Origin of the sequence: Thermocrispum sp. (assembly GCF_002919275.1) — a bacterium.
GTDB lineage: Bacteria > Actinomycetota > Actinomycetes > Mycobacteriales > Pseudonocardiaceae > Thermocrispum > Thermocrispum agreste.
Genome location: NZ_PKFA01000024.1, coordinates 19,248 through 36,150 on the forward strand (window position 1 = coordinate 19,248; position 16,903 = coordinate 36,150).

The window sequence follows — 16,903 nt, forward strand, 5'->3', positions numbered from 1 at the left end:
CGCAAGCACCTCGCGATCGTCCGGCAAGCCCGGATGAGCGGTCACGGGCGCCAGTAGCCCATGGCCGTGATGGCCTTGCGGTCCAGCTGGTACCGATCCCGCAGCACGCCGACCAGGCGGCGGGTGGTCTTGGTGTCGCAGGCGACCCAGGCGTGTCTGCCCCGCGCGCAGAAGGCTGCTTCCTCGACGGTCTTCACCAGCCCGGCACCGGCGTCGGTTCGCTGCACCCAGGTGACCTCGGTGCCCGGTGCGGCCGACACCGGCAGCTTCTGGTCGTCCTCGTGCTGCCATTCCAGCCAGACCCGCGCCGGAATCCCGTTCAGCTCCGCCAGCAGGCTGTTGATCGCGGGCAGGGACGCGGTGTCCCCGACGATCAGGTAACCGGACGGGTCGGGCCGGGGCCACGTGAACCTGGTGCCGAGCACCGTCGCGTCGATGGTGTCCCCCGGTTCGGCGGCCCTGGCCCACTCGGTGGCGGGACTGCCGTCGTGCAACGCGAACTCGATGTCCGTGGTGCGGGCGCGCGGATCGGGATCGACCAGGGTGAAGGCACGTTGCTGCAATTTCCTGCCGTTCGGGATCCACAAGCGCACCCACATCGTGGGGTGCACCGGCAGGTGGTCGAGCAGCTCGCCGGTGTCGAACGACAGCCGTAGGCAGTGGTCGGTGACGTACCGGCTGTCGCGCACGGTCAGCCGGTAGTCGCGGCCGCGCCAGGCCTTGACGACGAGGCCGTCGAATCCGCGGGAAGGCTTGGGCATGCAAGGAAGGTTAGGCTAACCTCACTTGTCCTGCCAAGGGGTCATCGTTCGGGCGTGGATGCTGCCACGCTCGCACCGAACCCCGCGGCCAGCTCGGCAAGCATGCGGCTCAGGACGTCGCAGAGGTCGGTGTCCGGATGCAACAGCCAGTGCTCGTAGGCGGCGATGCACACCCCGAGCGTCGCGTGGGAAATGGCCCTGGGCAGCAGCGCGTCCTGCTCCGTCCCGAGCCGCTGGGCCACGAACTCGGCGACGACGGCCCGCCAATCCGCGTAGCGGAGCGTCGAATGCGCCTGCAGCGCCGGGACCTTCAGGATCAGCTCCATGCGCCGCCGATGCCACGGCACGACCTGCGGGTCGAAGCGATTGAAGTCCACCACGACGTCCCGGATGGCCTCCATCAGCGGCTGATCGGGTGGGCAGGAGGCGAACCGGCTGCGCATCGACGCCAGTTGTTCGGTGAAGTTGCCCCAGACGACGTCGTTCTTCGAGTCGAAGTAGCGGAAGAACGTCCTGCGGCCGATGTTCGCGGCGGCGGCGATGTCGTCGATTGTGGTCGCGTCGAAGCCGCGCTCGGCGAACAGCTCGAACGCGACCCGCTCCAGCTCCGCGCGACTGGTGGCCGGGCGACGGCCGCGTCGTGCTCCGTTCCCGGACGTTCTTCGACCCATACTGCTTTCCTGTGGCACTCGTTGTCGCGAGCATCGTATTCCCGGCGGAGTGAGGGGCGACCGACGTGACCGACCAGCCAACGAGCGGCGAGCGGCGGGTTGCCGTCGTCACGGGTGCCGCACGCGGTATCGGAGCCGCCACCGTCCGGCGGCTGGCCGGCAGCGGCTGGCGGGTGGTTGCGGTGGATCGCTGCGCGGACGACCCGCGGGTGCCGTATCCCTTGGCAACCCGCGCGGAGCTGGCAGCGCTTGCGGCCGAGTACCCGGACGCCGTCCTCGATGTCGTCGCCGATGTGCAGGACTTGGACGCGCTGCGTGACGCCGTCACGCTCGCCGAACAACGATTCGGCGGTGTCCACGCCGCGGTGGCGGCAGCCGGGGTCATCGTGGGCGGCCGCCCGCTGTGGGAGGCGCCCGAACACGAGTGGGACGCGCTGTTCGGGATCTGCGTCACCGGTGTGGCGAACTTGGCCCGCGCGGCGGTTCCTGCGCTTCTTCGGCAACCGGAACCGCGCAGCGGCCGGTTCGTGGCCATCGCCTCGAGCGCGGCGCATCGCGGACTGCTGCATCTGGCCGGCTACAACGCCGCGAAACATGCCGTCGTCGGCCTGGTGAAGGGGCTCGCCCACGACCTGGCAGGCACCGGGGTCTGTGTGACCGCCGTTTCTCCAGGCTCCACCCGCACGGCGATGCTGGACGCCTCCGCTTGGATCTACGACCTGCCCACGGTCGACGAGTTCGCCACCCATCAGCTCAACGGCTTGCTCGATCCCGACCAGGTGGCCGCCGCGGTGTGCTGGCTGTGTTCGCCGGACTCGTCGGCGCTCACCGGGACGGTGGTGCACGCGGACGGGGGCTTCACGGCATGAACCTCGGTGACCTCCGGTCGCCGCAACTGGTGGAACAGGCGGCGCGCACGCTGCTTGCCGTGCCGCTGGGCGCCACCGAGCAGCACGGCCCGCACCTGCCGTTGAGCACCGACACCGTGATCGCCGTCGAGCTGTGCCGACGGCTGGCCGAGCGGGTGCCGGACGTGGTGGTGGCACCGCCGGTTCCCTACGGCTCCAGCGGCGAACACGCGGGGTTCGCCGGGACCTTGTCCATCGGCCGGGCGATGCTGACCGGGCTGGTCGTCGAGCTGGTCCGCTCGGCCGACGACTTCGCCGGAGTGGTGCTGGTCAACGGGCACGGCGGCAACGCGGAGCCGTTGCGTGACGCCGTCCGGACTCTGCGGGCCGAGGGCCGGAACGTCCTGGCGTGGTCGCCGACCGGGCGCGCGGACGACACTCATGCCGGTCACATCGAGACCTCGGTGCTCCTCAGCCTCGCGCACCCTGGGGTCGACCTCGCCGCTGCGGAGCCGGGCGTGACCCTGCCGTTGCCTGACATCATCGACGACCTTCGTCGCGGCGGCCTGGCGGCGGTGAGCCCGAACGGCGTGTTGGGCGATCCGACACACGCGAACGCCGACGATGGCGCCGCGGTGCTCGACCGCTGGACGGACACGCTGGTCGCGGCCGTCACGGAGTGGGCCAGGCGGGATTAGCACGCTGGGGCTAGTGGCTGCCGGCGTCACCGGCGTGCAGGTGGAGGAGTGCGGACGGCGCAGGAAGGGATGGAGGGTTTCGGCATCGCAGGCGGCCAGCCCGAACGCTCTCTTGTGCTCGACCTGCTTGGTCGCGGCGGCCACCGAGTGGGCAGTGCGGGATCAGAACGTGCGGGGTGAGAAGCGGTACCGCCGGGGCAGGAGCGGATCGGGAGTCCGGTACCGCAGGCATCCGACCCACACCCCAACGCCGTAGGCAATATCGTCCGCGATGCGCAACGCTGCCCATCGGACGGACTTGGGGTGTTTCGCGGCTTCGAGCAGGCACGGCAGCAGGCTCGCCAGCAGAACGCGCCTGCCGCGCCGGGTCACCACGGCAAGGGGCCACCAGCCGCGCCGGACCGCCGCGGCCAGCATGCCCCCCGTGGCGGCGGATCCGCCGAGGACCAGCCTCCACGACTCGTCGCCGGGTATCCCGCGCCGACGCAGCCGAGCCGCGGTGCGCGTGGCATCGACCAGCGCGACCGCCGCCGCGGCCGGGGCGAATCCACTGGCAGCCAAACCCCATTCCAATGCGCTGGACAGCGTCAATTGCGCGCAGGTGAGCCGTCCCGGGTGCCGTTGCGCCAGTGGAGCGGCGGAGGTTCCGTAGTCGAACCGCTGGCGCAACCATGACCGCACATCCGGTCGCGGCAGGTGTGCCACGGTTGACGCCGGTTCGTAGCGAACGGTGTAGCCGGCGTCGATCAGCCGCCACACGAAATCGACATCTTCTCCGTAGCGGAGGTCCTCGTCGAACCCGCCGACGGCGGCCAGCGCAGACCGCCGGACGACCAAGGCCGCTGACGGGACATACCCGATCCGGCTCAGCGGCTGGACGCGCCCCGGCTCGGCGCCCATGTCCAGGCTGGAACGGTCCTCTTCATAGCGGGCGATCCCACCCTCACCCGGGAGGCTGCGCACGCGCGGCGCCACCGCGGCGACGCACGGGTCATCGAAATGCGGCAGCACTGCGTCGAGCCAATCCGCCGCCGGACGCGTGTCCGCATCCAAGAAGGCCACCAGTTCGGTGCGCGCGAGCCGCCAGCCCGCGTTACGCGCTGCCGCCGGTCCGCGCGGGCGCTCGTGCCGCACCGCGGCGGAGGGCAAGGGAACGGCCGAACCGTCGTCGACAACGATCCGGTCGGCGACGTTGCCGACGGCGTTCACGACTGCTGCCGCGCCCTCGGCGTCGTCCTTCACCGGGACCACGAGCGTGACGTCGGTGGCGGAGTAACGCCCGCCGACCGGCCGTGGGTGTGCCAGGCCGGCGTCGATCAGCCGCCTGGCCAGCCGCTGCTCACCCTGGTCGTCCCCGACTGGCTTGCCGGCCAGCCAGCCCCGGAGGTAGCCCGCGCCTGCCGGGCTGAGCCGGAGCAGACGCAGCGGTGCGCCGCCGAGCAGGATGCGGTCCCCGTGGAAGCGGCGTACCTGGGCATCCAGGATGAGCCTGGTGCCGGGCCGAACCGGCTGCACTACATGCCCCGAGTGAACCCGTCCGGCATGAGCACGTCGTCCGGCGTCAGGTCGTGCACGGACGCCTTACCGAGTCCGTACAGGGTGGAGTCGATGCCCTGGCGCAGGATCTCCAGCACGTTGTGCACCCCGCGTTCCCCGTTGGCTGCCATGCCCCACAGGTACGCCCGGCCGATCATCACGGCGCGGGCACCGAGCGCGAGCGCCTTCACCACGTCGCTGCCGCGGCGGATCCCGCCGTCCAGCAGGATCTCGATCTGCCCGCCGACGGCTTTGGCGACGCTCGGCAAGGCGCGGATCGACGCCGGTGTGGTGTCCAGGTTGTTGCCGCCGTGGTTGGACACCGAGATGGCCGTGGCACCGATGTCGACGGCGCGCCGGGCGTCGTCCGGCCGATGCACGCCCTTGATCATGAACGGGCCGTCCCACTGCTCGCGCAACCACTGCAGGTCTGCCCAGGTCGGGGGAGGGGTTTGCATCCAGTCGCCGTAGGCGCCGAAGAACGTCGGGCCCTTCTGCCCCGGCTCGGCCAGGTTCGGTGTGGTCAGGTCCGGCAACCGGCGCGCGCGCAGGTAGCGCAGCAGCCAGCCGGGCCGCACCGACACCTGCGGGGCGAACGACAGCATCGTCTTGAAATCGAGCTTCTCCGGCAGCGGTGGGCTGCCCCAGTCGCGCTGGGTGGCGAACACCCAGTCCAACGTCACGATCAGGCCGACCGCGCCTGCCGACTTGGCCCGGTCCAGGCGTCGCAGGATGCTGTCCCGGTCGCCCTGCCAGTAGATCTGGAAGAACGTCTTCGGATTCGCCGCGACGACCTCCTCGATCGGCTTCGACGCGAACGAGGACAGCCCGATGGCGGTGCCGGACGTGGCGGCCGCTCTGGCCACGGCGACCTCGCCGTCCGGATGCACGGCCTGCACCCCGGTCGGCGAGCAGATCACCGGCAGCGAGATCTCCTGGCCGAGCACCGTGGTCGACAGCTCACGGGTGGCGGGCTGGTCGGCGATGTGCGGCCGCAGCCCGAGTTCGGCGAACGCCGCGGTGTTGTCCGACAGCGTCACGCCCGCTTCCGAGCCCGCCAGCAGCGCCAGGTAGACCGACTTGGGCAGCCGCTTCTTGGCGCGCTGCTGGGCTTCCGCGACGGTTTCGAACCAGTGCCTGGTGCTGGCCATCATGTCCTCCGAGGGTCGGGTAGCCGGAAGCCGGCGAGCGGGCTGGTGTCACACGCGCGATCGGGGATCCGGTCCTCCGGCGGGCCCCAGCCGATGGACACCGGCACGGCGGAACGACGACGTGGTGCGGTGCGGCGCGAGTGGTCCTTGTCCGGCTTCGGCGCCGCGCCCGCCCCGACCAGTTCCAGCGCCCGCTCGGCATTGCCTTTGACGCACTCCGGGTCCGGGCCGTCCAGCGGCAGCCCGGTGAAGAACTTCGCCGCCATGCACCCGCCGCGGCAGGAGTCGTAGGCGGAGCACGACGTGCACGCGCCACCGGTCTGCGGCTGCCGCAACTTCGCGAACAGCGGGGAGGTCCGCCACACCTCGGTGAAGCCGCCCGGGTCGCGGACGTTGCCCGCCAGGAATTCGTCGTGAATGGCGAACGGGCAGGCGTAGACGTCGCCGACCGGGTCGATCAGGCACACCACACGGCCCGCGCCGCACAGGTTGAGCCCGGGCAGCGCGGTCGAGCCCAGCGCGTTGAGGTGGAAGAACGAGTCGCCGGTCAGCACGTTCTCGCCGTGGGCCAGCAGCCACTCGTAGAGCTGGCGCTGCTGCTCCTGGGTCGGGTGCAGTTCGTCCCACACGTCCGCGCCGCGCCCGGACGGCCGCAGTCGGGTGATGCGCAGCTGGGCGCCGAAGTGGTCGGCGATCCGCTTGAATTCGTCGAGCTGGTCGACGTTGTGCCGGGTCATCACCACGCTGATCTTGAAGCCGGTGAACCCGGCAGCGGCGAGGTTCTCCATCGCCCGCCACGCGGTGTGGAACGAGCCGGGACCGCGCACCGCGTCGTTGACCTCCGGCGTGGCCCCGTCCAACGACACCTGGATGTCCACGTAATCCATGGCAGCCAGCTGTCGCGCGCGTTCCGGGGTGATGCGCACGCCGTTGGTGGAGAACTTCACCCCGACCTGGTGGTCGATGGCGTACTCCAGCAGCTCCCAGAAGTCCGATCGGACGGTGGGCTCGCCACCGCCGATGTTGACGTAGAAGACCTGCATGCGCTGCAGCTCGTCGATGACGCGCTTGCACTCCTCGGTGGACAGTTCGCGCGGGTCACGTCGTCCGGAAGACGACAGGCAGTGCGTGCACGCCAGATTGCAGGCGTAGGTGAGCTCCCACGTCAGGCAGATCGGCGCGTCCAGGCCGTACTGGAAGTGATCGACCAGTTTCATCGCGATCCCTCGTCTTCGGGCAGTGGGCGGATGGTGCCCGCCGCGAGCAGCTGGTCCAACGCCTTGACGTACTTGTCGTGCTCGGCGGCGGGCACTCCGGCGGCGGCCAGTGCGGTGTCGACGTCCGGATGCTTGTCCAGTTCCCGCACGACCCGCGTGAGTGCCGGTGTCTTCAGAAAGGACAGGCGGCGCGTGGCGAAGTCGTAGACCAGCGCGCCGAACGGCTCCGGGCGGATCGACACCGTCGGGCTGAGCCGATAAGGCCGCCGGGGATCCAGGTCAGTAGACACCGCACATGCCGTCGATCGACACGTCCTCGACCAGGACGTCTTCCTCGACCTCGGCGGTGTCCTCGACGACGACGGCGGTCTGCGTGTCCTCGTTGCTCATGGCGTCCTCCTCGACGTCGGTCACGTGCCTCCGAGAATATTGACACTTGGTGTCAAATGGAATACTGAATCGATAAGCGCCGCCTGGTGCTGCTCCATCTCCGCTGGTCACGGCGGGTTTCGGCGGGCGGCCAAGGCGAGCGGTCAGAAGCGTCGGCCGGCCAATGGCGCATGCCGGGAAGGGCCCGGGTGGCCGATGGGCAAGCCGCAGGTAGGGATCGGTGACGCAGCAGTGGTCGGCTTGCAGACGCCGGCGAGAAGACAGTTGTGGATGGCTTGGGTACCAGCCAACACGGCAGCGCCGCGCGCCAGCTGGGGGTGGGGTTCGCGTCGGTGAGCGTGGGCTGTGGCTCGTGCTGGCTGGGGGGTTCGCGCTGGTGAGCGTGGGTCGTGGCTCGTGCGACAGCACGAGTGGCGCAATCTGCCGTGTCACGGTGCCTGCGGCCGTTCTGTCGTGGTGTGCGCGGCCCGGCCTGTCATGGTGTGCGCGGCCGTTCTGTCGTGGTGTGCGCTTGCCTGTCCGTCGCGGTGGTGCTGCCTGTCGGTCATGGTGCAAACGGCCTGTGTCGTCACGGCGTCCGCGCTGGTGAGCCGGTCGCCGTCCCGTTGCGCGATGGGACAAGGGGCCAGCCTCCCTGGACAACCATCGGGCCCCGCGGCACAGGGCCAGTCGTGTCTCTGCGACGCGAGACCAGTCGTGCTCCTGCGGCGCAAGGTCAATCGTGTCTCCGCGGCGGGAGATCAGTCGTGCTCCTGCGGCGGCAGGTCCTTGATCCACTGCGGGTCGTCGGCCACCTTGCCCACCTTCGTCGCACCGCCCGGCGAGCCCAGCTTGGCGAAGAAGTCCGCGTTGGCCTGGGTGTAGTCGGCCCATTCGTCGGGCACGTCGTCTTCGAAGAAGATCGCCTCGGCCGGGCACACGGGCTCGCACGCACCGCAGTCGACGCATTCGTCCGGGTGGATGTAGAGCATCCGCTCGCCCTCGTAGATGCAGTCCACCGGGCATTCGTCGACACAGGTGCGGTCTTTCAGGTCGACGCAAGGTTGCGCGATCACGTAGGTCATCGGTCTTCCTCCACGGTCCACACGTCGCCGCCGTCGATCAGTGCCTGCAGGTCGTCCAGATCGCGCCGTGTCGACGCTTGTGCCCGCACCTGGTCGTCGTACGTCGGGCGGACCACCTGGCGGAAGATCCCGATGGGCGTCTGGTCGAGAGAGCCGGTGTCGGTGAGCCTGCTGATGGCGAACGCCGTGGTCGGGTCGGGGTTGTGGGCGTCGTGGACGAGGATCGCCTCGTCCGGCACGTCGGCGGCAAATGCCGCGCGCACTCCGCCGGTGACCTCGTCGCGGACCAACACCTTGGTGCCGCGGCCGTCTTCGCCCGGCGGGCCGAAGCGGATCTGCTCGCCGTGCTCCAGCGGAATGACGGCGTCCGCCTTGCGATCGTTGTCCTTGAGCGCGTCGAAGGCGCCGTCGTTGAAGATAGGGCAGTTCTGGTAGATCTCCACCAGTGACGTGCCGCGATGTGCCGCGGCGGCGGACAGCACCCGGGTGAGGTGCTTGCGGTCGGAGTCGATGGTGCGCGCCACGAACGTCGCCTCCGCGCCCAGGGCCAGCGAGACCGGATTCACCGGCTGGTCCACCGAGCCCAGCGGTGTGGACTTGGTGACCTTGCCGGTCTCCGAGGTGGGGGAGTACTGGCCCTTGGTGAGCCCGTAGATCCGGTTGTTGAACAGCAGAATCGTCATGTTGACGTTCCGCCGCAGCGCGTGGACGAGGTGGTTCCCGCCGATCGACAAGGCGTCGCCGTCGCCGGTGACCACCCACACCAACAGGTCCTCGCGCGCCGTGGCGATGCCGGTGGCGATGGCGGGTGCCCTGCCGTGGATGGAGTGCATCCCGTACGTGTCGAGGTAGTACGGGAACCGGCTGGAGCAGCCGATGCCGCTGACGAAGACGATGTTCTCCCGGCGCAGCCCGAGCTGGGGAAGGAACCCCTGGACGGCCTTGAGTACGGCGTAGTCGCCGCAGCCGGGGCACCACCGCACCTCCTGGTCGCTGGTGAAGTCCTTGCCGGTGAGTACCTGCCCGTCCGGGAGGGTGGGCACGCCCGCGGTGCCCGGCGTGGGCAGCCCCAGGTCGATCCGGCTGGTCATCGCAGTGCCTCCTCGGTGACACGGGTGTCGGTCGAGCGATGGGACGTCTCGGCCACGCCGAGGTCGGCGAGCGCGTCGAGCAGGATGCCTTCCATCTCCTCGGCGCCGAACGGTGTGCCGCGAACACGGGTGCGTGACTCGGCGTCGACGAGGTACTTGGCGCGCAACAGCAGCGCGAGCTGGCCGAGGTTCATCTCGGGCACCACGACCTTGTCGTAGCGGGCGAGGATCTCGCCCAGGTTCCGCGGGAACGGGTTGAGATGCCGCAGGTGAACTTGCGCGACGTCCAACCCACGCTTGCGCACTCGCCGGACACCCGCGCCGATCGGCCCGTACGTCGAACCCCAGCCGATCACCAGCAACCGTGCGCGTCCGGAGGGGTCGTCGACGGTCACCTCGGGCAGGGTCTCGGCGATGCGATCCACCTTCGCCTGGCGGGTGCGGACCATGTGCTCGTGGTTGGCGGGGTCGTAGGAGATGTTGCCGCGGCCGTCGCTCTTCTCCAGACCGCCGATGCGGTGCTCCAGGCCGGGCGTTCCCGGCGGCGCCCACGGACGCGCCAGCGTCTCGGCGTCGCGCAGGTAGGGCCAGAATTCTTCGGCGCCGTCCGCCGTCGTGTGGTTCGGGCCGGTGGCGAAGTTCGGGTCGATCTTCGGCAGCGACTTGACGTCCGGCAGCCGCCACGGTTCGGAGCCGTTGGCCAAGTAGCCGTCGGAGAGCAAGACCACGGGCGTGCGGAACGTGACGGCGATCCGCACGGCCTCGATCGCCGCGTCGAAGCAATCGGCCGGGGACTGCGGTGCGATGACGGGGAGCGGGGCTTCCCCGTTGCGGCCGAACATCGCCTGCAGCAGATCGGCCTGCTCCGTCTTGGTCGGCAGACCCGTGGACGGGCCGCCGCGCTGGACGTCGACCACGACGAGGGGCAGCTCGAGCATGACCGCCAGGCCCAGGGCCTCCGATTTCAGCGTCATGCCCGGGCCGGACGTGCTGGTCACGCCGAGGTGGCCTGCATACGACGCGCCCAGGGCCGCCCCGATCGCGGCGATCTCGTCTTCGGCCTGGAACGTGGTGACGCCGAAGTCCTTGTGCTTGCTCAGCTCGTGCAGGATGTCCGAGGCCGGAGTGATCGGGTAGGCGCCGAGGAACACCGGCAGGTCCGCCAGCCGGCCCGCGGTGAGCAGGCCGTAGGACAGCGCGAGGTTGCCGGTGATGTTGCGGTAACGGCCCTTGGGCGCCGGGGCGGGCTTCACCTCGTAGGAGACCGCGAACACCTCGGTCGTCTCACCGAAGTGGTAGCCCGCCTTGAACGCCGCGACGTTGGCGTCGCGCAGGTTCGGCTTGGCAGCGAACTTCCTGGTGAGGTGGTCGATCGTGCTCTCGATGGGCCTGCCGTACAGCCACGACACCAGGCCGAGGGCGAACATGTTCTTCGACCGGCTGGCCTCTTTGCGGGTCAGGCCGAAGTCCTTGACCGCCTCGATGGTCATGCCCGTCAGGTCGACCGGGTGCACCTGGAAGCGGGCCAGCGAGTCGTCCTCGAGGGGGTTGCTCGCGTAGCCGGCCTTGCTCAGGTTGCGGGCGGTGAACTCGTGGCTGTCCACGATGATCACCGCGCCGGGCCGCAGATCGGCCACGTTGGCCTTGAGCGCGGCGGGATTCATCGCCACCAGCACGTCCGGGTGGTCACCGGGGGTGAGGATGTCGTGGCTGGCGAAATGCACCTGAAAGGACGACACCCCGGGGATCGTTCCCTGCGGGGAGCGGATCTCGGCCGGGAAGCTCGGGAACGTCGCGAGGTCGTTGCCGAAGACGGCGGTCTGCTGCGTGAACCGGTCTCCGGTGAGCTGCATGCCGTCGCCGGAATCCCCGGCGAACCGGATGATCACGCGATCGACCTGCTTGATCGGCTTCTCGGGTGTGACGGTCATGGCGCTCCGATGCTCGGTGGGAAGTCCCCGCGGTAATTCGCTGCTATTGGTGATAATCAATCCTAGGAAAGGTGGGGAGATCGTCAAGCTCGAGGGTTCGCCGAACCCTTCTCAACCATGAACATCATTGCTATGGTCAGGGTGGCGCAGAGCGTGCTCCCCGGGGTAGCGCGAGGAGGCGAGGGAGTGGCCACCATGGCAGTGGAGAAGCGGGCGGCAAGCACCTACATCGACGGAGCCTGGGTCGACGGCGCTTCCGGCGAGTCGTACGTGTCGGTGAGCCCGTCCACCGAGCAGGTCCTCGGCGAGACGGTGACCAGCTCCACCGAGCAGGTCGATCAGGCCGTCGCCGCGGCGCGGAAAGCGTTCGCCGAATCGTCGGAGTGGCGGTCGTGGACGCCGCAGATGCGGGCGGACGCGCTGAACCGGTTCGCCGACATCCTCGAGCGCGAGCGCGAACCGCTGTCCCGGCTGATCGCCTCGGAAGTCGGCACGCCGATCGCCGCGTGCCGGTCGATGCAGGTCGGCGGGCCCATCGAGGTGCTGCGCTGGTACGCCCAGATGGCCGTGAAGGGGCCTCGGGGCGGCTACGAGCAGGCCCTTCCGCACTACCACAACCCGGTCGCCTCCGGCAGTCTGCTGTGCTACGAGCCGGTCGGCGTGGTCGCCTGCCTGCCCGCGTACAACTACCCGCTGAACCTGCTGGTGTGGAAGCTCGGCGGGGCCATCGCCGCCGGGTGCACCACCGTCGTGCTGCCCTCTCCGCAGGGTGCGTGGACCACGCTGCGGGTCTTCGAGCTGCTCGACGAGGTCGGATTGCCGCCCGGCGTGGTGAACCTGGTCGTGGGCGGCCCGGACATCGGCATTCACCTGACCAGCCACCCGGACGTGAACATGGTGTCGTTCACCGGGTCCGACGCCGTCGGCGCCCGGGTGATGTCGCAGGGCGCGCTCGGCTCCATCAGCAAGGCCGTGCTCGAACTCGGCGGGAAGAGCCCCAACATCATCCTGCCCAGCGCGGACCTGCCCGCCACAGTCGCCGCCTCGATCCTGCGGTTCGCCCGCAACGCCGGGCAGGGATGTGCGGCGTGGAGCCGGATCCTGGTGCCCGAGGATCGGATCGACGAGTTCTGCCGCCTGGCCGACGACTTCATCAAGACGATCAAGGTCGGCGATCCGCTGGAGGAGGACACGGTCGTCGGACCGGTCATCTCCGCGGCGCACCGGGCCAAGGTCGAGGGCTGGGTCGACGAGCTGCTCGGCCGTGGCGCGCGCTGGGGTGCGGGCGGCGGCCGACCGGAGGGCCTGACCACCGGGCACTACCTGCGCCCCGGCCTGCTGCGCGACGTCGACCCGGACGATCCGCTGGCGGACACCGAGTTCTTCGCGCCGATCGGCATGATCTTCGGCTACCGCGACGTCGACCACGCGGTCGAGCTTGCGAACAACACCCGCTACGGCCTGGCAGGCAATGTCTTCGGCCCGCTGGACGAGGCGATCGCGGTCGCTCGCCGGGTGCGGGCAGGCACGGTCACCGTCAACGGCGGGTCGGGCATGCGTCCCGACGCCCCGTGGGGCGGTCCCGGCCGGAGCGGCGTCGGCCGTGAGCTGGGTGAGGACGGCTTCGCCGAGTTCTTCGAGGTCAAGCACATCCAGTACGCCCTCGCCGGCATCACCCGCCCGCCGGGGACCTGAGCCAGTCGAAGGGCAGCAGCACAAGTGGGAGAAACCATGCGACGTTTCGAGGGCAAGACGGCCATCATCAGCGGCGGCGCCAGGGGGCAGGGCCGATCGCACGCGCTGCGCCTGGCGAAGGAGGGCGCGAACGTCGCGATCCTGGACATCGCGGATCAGATCGACACCGTCGTCTACCCCATGTCGACGCTCGAGGACCTGTCCAGGACCGAGCAGGAGCTGAAGGAACTCGGCGCCGAGGTCCTGGCGATCCAGTGCGACGTCCGGGACCAGGCGGCCGTCGAGGCGGCCGTGGCCGCGACCGAGGAGCGCTTCGGCGGTATCGACATCGTGCTCGCCAACGCGGGCATCATGGCCAGCTACGGCGAGCGCAAGCACGACATCCAGGCGTGGCACGACACCGTCGCGACCATGTTGAGCGGCGTCTACTACCTGCTCCGCGCGGTGACTCCCGGGCTCATCGAGCGCGGGCGCGGCGGCGCCATCTGCATCACCGGCTCCACCTCCAGCTTCCGCGGGGTCGCCTACAAGCCGGAGATGCTCAATCCCGGGCAGATGGGCTACGGCGCGGCCAAGCACGGCGTGCTCGCGCTGATGCGGAACTTCGCGATGGCGCTCGGCAAGTACGGCGTGCGGGTCAACACCGTCATCCCCGCCGGTGTGCGCACCAAGATGATCGACAACGAGTTCTTCGGCGCCGACCTGGCCGACGACGCGCCGGGTGGCTGGATGGCCAATGTCATGGACCATGGTCCGGTCGAGCCCGAGGACATCACCAACGCGGTGCTGTGGCTGTGCTCCGACGAGGCGCGCTTCGTGACCGGGCAGGCGCTCGCCGTGGACATGGGGACACTGCTGGTCTGACCGGGTGCAGTGAGCAGGCCCGCCCGTCCGGCCCGGTCGGGCGGGCCGGAAAGAGACGACAGATGGAATTCGGCATCCTGATGGGGGACCAGCCGGTCTCCACGCCTCCGGAGGAACACCTCGACCTGATGCTGCGCAAGGTGGAGGCCGCACAGAAGGCCGGCTTCACCTACCTGACCATCGGCCAGCACTTTCTCTACGACGGGTTTCGCTGGTTCCAGCCGGTGCCGCTGCTGGCGCGGCTGGCGGCGGAGCTGGACGACCACGTCAAGATCGGCACGACCGTGCTGATCGGCCCGCTGCACCACCCGGTGCAGCTGGCCGAGGACCTGGCCACCCTGGACGTGGTGACCCGCGGCAAGCTCGTGGTCGGCATCGGCACCGGCTACCTCGAGCACGAGTACGAGGTCTTCGGCAAGCCCTTCAAGCGGCGCTACGCGCTGCTGGAGGAACTCATCGAGGTGATGACGAAGGTCTGGACGCAGGACCGGGTCACCCACCACGGCACGTTCTTCCACATCGAGGACCGGCCGACCCACCTGCACCCGGTCCAGAAGCCGCGCCCGCCCATCTGGCTGGGGGCGATGAAGGAGACGGGAGTGCGCCGGGCCGCCCGGCACGGCGACGTCTGGACGATCACCCCGCAGCAGACGATCGATCAGGTCGAGGACCTGATCGGCGCGTACATCGACGAGCGCACGAAGTACGGCCTGCCGCTGACGAAGTTCCCGCTGCGCCGGGAGCTGCAGCTGGGCACCGACCCGGAGGACGCCCTGCACAAGTTCGCCGAGGTGGCGCGGGTCAAGTACGTTTCGTATGCGGGCCAGGGCATGCAGCTGCTGGACAAAGAACGGGTCGAGCGGGACTTCCTGGCGAACGTGCGGGAACACGTGCTGTTGGGCAACGGCGAGCAAGTCCGCGCGCAGATCAGGGAGATCGCCGGTCGGCTGCCGATCGGGCCGCTGCTGGTCCGCCCGCACTGGCCGGGAATGGACGCCGAGCAGACCGCCGCCTACCTGGAGGAGGTCGGCCGCGAGGTGGTCGAGCCGCTGAAGGACCTGCAGAGCATCGGGTTCGAGGAGCTGGCGGCGAAACAGCCTGCCTGATCTCGCTTCCCTCCGTGGTCAGGCACCACATGAGGGGCCCCAGGCCGATTCGGTGACCTGGGGCCCCTCGTGGTGTCAGGACTTCGCGTCGGTGGGGCGCTTGAGCATCAACCCGGCCCGGTGGGCGATGTGCACCAGCTCGTCGCGCTGGTTGTAGCCGCGGTGCTCGAAGTACACGATGCCGGCGTCGCTGCGGCTCTTCGACTCCCGCTTGCCCAGGATGGTGGTCTCGGCGCGCAGCGTGTCGCCGTGGAAGACCGGGTTGGGGAAGTCGAACTTGGTGTAGCCGAGGTTGCCCAGCGTCGTGCCCATGGTCAGGTCGTAGACGATCATCCCGCCGATCAGGCCCGCGGTGAACAGGCTGTTCACCAGCCGCTGGCCGTACGGCTGGGTCGCCATGTACTCGGCGTCCAGGTGGATCGGGGCCGGGTTCATGGTGAGCGAGGTGAACAGGATGTTGTCCGCCTCGGTCACCGTGCGGCGCCAGGGGTGCTTGAACTCCTGCCCCTCCTCGAACTCTTCGAACCACATGCCGGGCATGGCTGCTCCTCTCGTGCTCGTCCGCTGTCGCAGGAGACACCGCAATTTTAGGACAATGATGAATATTGTTTCTAGGAGAAGCTCGTGGTGGAGTGCGTTCGGCGTTCCGCGGGATGCATCCCGACGAGCAGCAGGATCCCGGCGGCGCTGACCGCGAAACACAGCCAGAAGCTCGGCCCGAGGCCGCCGGTCAGGTCGGAGAGCGCGCCCATCAGGAACGGGCTGGCGGCACCCGCGGTGAACGACAACAGCATGGACATCGCGCTGAGCCGGGTGGCGTCCTCCGGCGAGGTCGCCTCGTCCTGCACCGTGACCAGGGCCAGGCTGCTGGCTCCGCCGATACCGAACCCGGCCAGCAGGGCGCCGGGCAGGGCCCACGCGTGCGGTTGCAGGCTGAGCAGCAGCAGGCCGAGCGTGGCGGCGAGCATCACGGTCGCGAAGACCCCGCGGCGCTTGGGGGTGCGGTCGGTCAGCGGCGTGAGGGTCAGCATCGACACCAGCTGGACGCCCTGGAACAGCACGAGGTAGAACGCGGCGAGCCCGGAGCCGATGCCGTGCTCCATGAAGAGGCTGGGCAGCCAGGCGATCACCCCGAAGCCGAGGAACATCGGCACGCAGTAGACGGCCGAGACGAACCAGGCGCGCTTCTCTCGGAGCGGGAGCGAGACCCGGCGGCGCCTGCCGTCGGCGCGCGGCATCCCCCGTCCCGTGGCTCGCACCCCGATCATGGCTGCCACCAGGGCCAAGGCCGCCACGCCCCACACCGACAGCGCGACCCGCCAACCACCGAGGTGGTCGGTGACCGGTTGTGCCGTCCCGGCGGCCAGCCCGACGCCGAGCGCCATGGAGGTGGAGTAGATGCCGGTGGCCATGCCGCGCAGCCGGGGCAGGTAGTGCGCGATGAACGCGGGCACCAGGGTGGAGGTCGCGCCCAGCACCCCGCCGATGAGGCCGGCCGAGACGATCAGCGGCACCACCGCGTCCATCATCAGGCGGGAGAGTTCGGCGACGCCGAGCAAGGCGAGCAGGGCGATCATCGCGCGATCCGTGCCGAGCCGGGAGGTGAGCGCGTGCCCGAGGGGAGCGCAGACCGCCATGGCGAGGATCGGCACGGAGGTCAGCAAGCTCGCCTCGGTCGCACTGAGCGACAGCTCGTCGCTGATCACCGGCACCAGCGGCGGTGTCACGCCGAAGATGGCACGCAGGTTCACCCCGGTCGCGACGACCAGCGCCAGCGCCAGCCACGTCGACAGGCGCCGGGCCGGCTGGCGGACGGGGTGGGCCGGGGCGCCTGCCACGGTGGGGTCGGTGGCCATGCCTGCCTCGGGCCCACCCACCCG

At 69.7% G+C, this 16,903-nt stretch carries 17 protein-coding genes; 5 read left to right on the forward strand and 12 right to left on the reverse strand.

Annotated features, from left to right (window positions below):
• Window positions 1-41: 41 nt before the first annotated feature.
• Together CXP56_RS05630 and mftR are read right to left on the reverse strand one after the other, a co-directional pair.
• Window positions 42-761, reverse strand: a complete 720-nt coding sequence (locus tag CXP56_RS05630) for a siderophore-interacting protein (RefSeq protein ID WP_286900212.1) — start codon at window positions 759-761, stop codon at window positions 42-44.
• 41 nt (window positions 762-802) lie between these two features.
• Window positions 803-1,432, reverse strand: a complete 630-nt coding sequence (mftR, locus tag CXP56_RS05635) for a mycofactocin system transcriptional regulator MftR (RefSeq protein ID WP_286900215.1) — start codon at window positions 1,430-1,432, stop codon at window positions 803-805.
• Window positions 1,433-1,497: 65 nt separating this feature from the next.
• On the opposite strand from mftR, the gene CXP56_RS05640 reads away from it, so the two are divergent.
• Together CXP56_RS05640 and mftE are read left to right on the forward strand one after the other, a co-directional pair.
• A complete protein-coding gene (locus CXP56_RS05640) occupies window positions 1,498-2,301 on the forward strand; it encodes a mycofactocin-coupled SDR family oxidoreductase (RefSeq protein WP_286900217.1) in 804 nt (267 codons plus the stop codon).
• Window positions 2,298-2,978, forward strand: a complete 681-nt coding sequence (gene mftE / locus CXP56_RS05645) for a mycofactocin biosynthesis peptidyl-dipeptidase MftE (RefSeq protein ID WP_028848390.1) — start codon at window positions 2,298-2,300, stop codon at window positions 2,976-2,978. Before CXP56_RS05640 ends, mftE begins: the two co-directional genes overlap by 4 nt.
• Window positions 2,979-3,140: 162 nt before the next feature.
• On the opposite strand, the gene mftF is transcribed toward mftE, so the two are convergent.
• The 8 genes from mftF to CXP56_RS05685 all read right to left on the reverse strand — a co-directional run bounded on the left by mftF (window position 3,141) and on the right by CXP56_RS05685 (window position 11,358).
• Window positions 3,141-4,493 carry a mycofactocin biosynthesis glycosyltransferase MftF gene (gene mftF, locus CXP56_RS05650; protein WP_051310338.1) on the reverse strand — a complete coding sequence of 451 codons (1,353 nt, stop codon included), beginning with the start codon at window positions 4,491-4,493 and terminating at the stop codon, window positions 3,141-3,143.
• A complete protein-coding gene (mftD, locus tag CXP56_RS05655) occupies window positions 4,493-5,665 on the reverse strand; it encodes a pre-mycofactocin synthase MftD (RefSeq protein WP_028848391.1) in 1,173 nt (390 codons plus the stop codon). The genes mftF and mftD overlap by 1 nt, the downstream gene beginning before the upstream one ends.
• Window positions 5,665-6,882, reverse strand: a complete 1,218-nt coding sequence (gene mftC, locus CXP56_RS05660) for a mycofactocin radical SAM maturase (RefSeq protein ID WP_028848392.1) — start codon at window positions 6,880-6,882, stop codon at window positions 5,665-5,667. The genes mftD and mftC overlap by 1 nt, the downstream gene beginning before the upstream one ends.
• A complete protein-coding gene (mftB, locus tag CXP56_RS05665) occupies window positions 6,879-7,172 on the reverse strand; it encodes a mycofactocin biosynthesis chaperone MftB (protein ID WP_028848393.1) in 294 nt (97 codons plus the stop codon). The genes mftC and mftB overlap by 4 nt, the downstream gene beginning before the upstream one ends.
• The gene (mftA, locus tag CXP56_RS05670) at window positions 7,162-7,296 is read right to left on the reverse strand and encodes a mycofactocin precursor MftA (protein ID WP_084609313.1); all 135 of its coding nucleotides are present in this window, start codon (window positions 7,294-7,296) and stop codon (window positions 7,162-7,164) included. The genes mftB and mftA overlap by 11 nt, the downstream gene beginning before the upstream one ends.
• A gap of 716 nt (window positions 7,297-8,012) precedes the next feature.
• On the reverse strand, window positions 8,013-8,336 hold the full coding sequence (gene fdxA, locus CXP56_RS05675) for a ferredoxin (protein WP_028848395.1): 324 nt from the start codon (window positions 8,334-8,336) through the stop codon (window positions 8,013-8,015).
• A complete protein-coding gene (locus CXP56_RS05680; RefSeq protein WP_028848396.1) occupies window positions 8,333-9,427 on the reverse strand; it encodes a 2-oxoacid:ferredoxin oxidoreductase subunit beta in 1,095 nt (364 codons plus the stop codon). The genes fdxA and CXP56_RS05680 overlap by 4 nt, the downstream gene beginning before the upstream one ends.
• Entirely contained in the window at window positions 9,424-11,358 is a 1,935-nt protein-coding gene (locus tag CXP56_RS05685; protein WP_028848397.1) for a 2-oxoacid:acceptor oxidoreductase subunit alpha, read from the reverse strand. The genes CXP56_RS05680 and CXP56_RS05685 overlap by 4 nt, the downstream gene beginning before the upstream one ends.
• A 117-nt stretch (window positions 11,359-11,475) precedes the next feature.
• Between CXP56_RS05685 and CXP56_RS05690 the strand changes: the two genes are divergently transcribed.
• From CXP56_RS05690 to CXP56_RS05700, 3 genes are all read left to right on the forward strand, one after another.
• A complete protein-coding gene (locus CXP56_RS05690; protein WP_211227615.1) occupies window positions 11,476-13,053 on the forward strand; it encodes an aldehyde dehydrogenase family protein in 1,578 nt (525 codons plus the stop codon).
• A 36-nt stretch (window positions 13,054-13,089) separates the two neighbouring features.
• Window positions 13,090-13,917, forward strand: coding sequence for an SDR family oxidoreductase (locus CXP56_RS05695; RefSeq protein WP_028848399.1), 828 nt, complete (start codon window positions 13,090-13,092; stop codon window positions 13,915-13,917).
• A 62-nt stretch (window positions 13,918-13,979) separates the two neighbouring features.
• Window positions 13,980-15,023, forward strand: coding sequence for an LLM class flavin-dependent oxidoreductase (locus tag CXP56_RS05700; protein ID WP_286900226.1), 1,044 nt, complete (start codon window positions 13,980-13,982; stop codon window positions 15,021-15,023).
• A 75-nt stretch (window positions 15,024-15,098) separates the two neighbouring features.
• Here CXP56_RS05700 and CXP56_RS05705 read toward each other — a convergent pair whose 3' ends face one another.
• Both CXP56_RS05705 and CXP56_RS05710 read right to left on the reverse strand, forming a co-directional pair.
• A complete protein-coding gene (locus CXP56_RS05705; RefSeq protein WP_028848401.1) occupies window positions 15,099-15,563 on the reverse strand; it encodes a MaoC family dehydratase in 465 nt (154 codons plus the stop codon).
• 71 nt (window positions 15,564-15,634) lie between these two features.
• The gene (locus CXP56_RS05710) at window positions 15,635-16,900 is read right to left on the reverse strand and encodes an MFS transporter (RefSeq protein WP_156899299.1); all 1,266 of its coding nucleotides are present in this window, start codon (window positions 16,898-16,900) and stop codon (window positions 15,635-15,637) included.
• Window positions 16,901-16,903: the final 3 nt, after the last annotated feature.

Excerpts from the sequence above, each read along its gene's own strand:
- mftD (WP_028848391.1), bottom strand. The coding sequence starts at position 5,665 with ATGGCCAGCACCAGGCACTGGTTCGAAACCGTCGCGGAAGCCCAGCAG.
- mftE (WP_028848390.1), top strand. The coding sequence starts at position 2,298 with ATGAACCTCGGTGACCTCCGGTCGCCGCAACTGGTGGAACAGGCGGCG.
- CXP56_RS05690 (WP_211227615.1), top strand. The coding sequence starts at position 11,476 with ATGAACATCATTGCTATGGTCAGGGTGGCGCAGAGCGTGCTCCCCGGG.
- CXP56_RS05685 (WP_028848397.1), bottom strand. The coding sequence starts at position 11,358 with ATGACCGTCACACCCGAGAAGCCGATCAAGCAGGTCGATCGCGTGATC.
- CXP56_RS05705 (WP_028848401.1), bottom strand. The coding sequence starts at position 15,563 with ATGCCCGGCATGTGGTTCGAAGAGTTCGAGGAGGGGCAGGAGTTCAAG.
- CXP56_RS05630 (WP_286900212.1), bottom strand. The coding sequence starts at position 761 with ATGCCCAAGCCTTCCCGCGGATTCGACGGCCTCGTCGTCAAGGCCTGG.
- CXP56_RS05700 (WP_286900226.1), top strand. The coding sequence starts at position 13,980 with ATGGAATTCGGCATCCTGATGGGGGACCAGCCGGTCTCCACGCCTCCG.
- mftR (WP_286900215.1), bottom strand. The coding sequence starts at position 1,432 with ATGGGTCGAAGAACGTCCGGGAACGGAGCACGACGCGGCCGTCGCCCG.
- CXP56_RS05695 (WP_028848399.1), top strand. The coding sequence starts at position 13,090 with ATGCGACGTTTCGAGGGCAAGACGGCCATCATCAGCGGCGGCGCCAGG.
- fdxA (WP_028848395.1), bottom strand. The coding sequence starts at position 8,336 with ATGACCTACGTGATCGCGCAACCTTGCGTCGACCTGAAAGACCGCACC.
- mftC (WP_028848392.1), bottom strand. The coding sequence starts at position 6,882 with ATGAAACTGGTCGATCACTTCCAGTACGGCCTGGACGCGCCGATCTGC.
- CXP56_RS05680 (WP_028848396.1), bottom strand. The coding sequence starts at position 9,427 with ATGACCAGCCGGATCGACCTGGGGCTGCCCACGCCGGGCACCGCGGGC.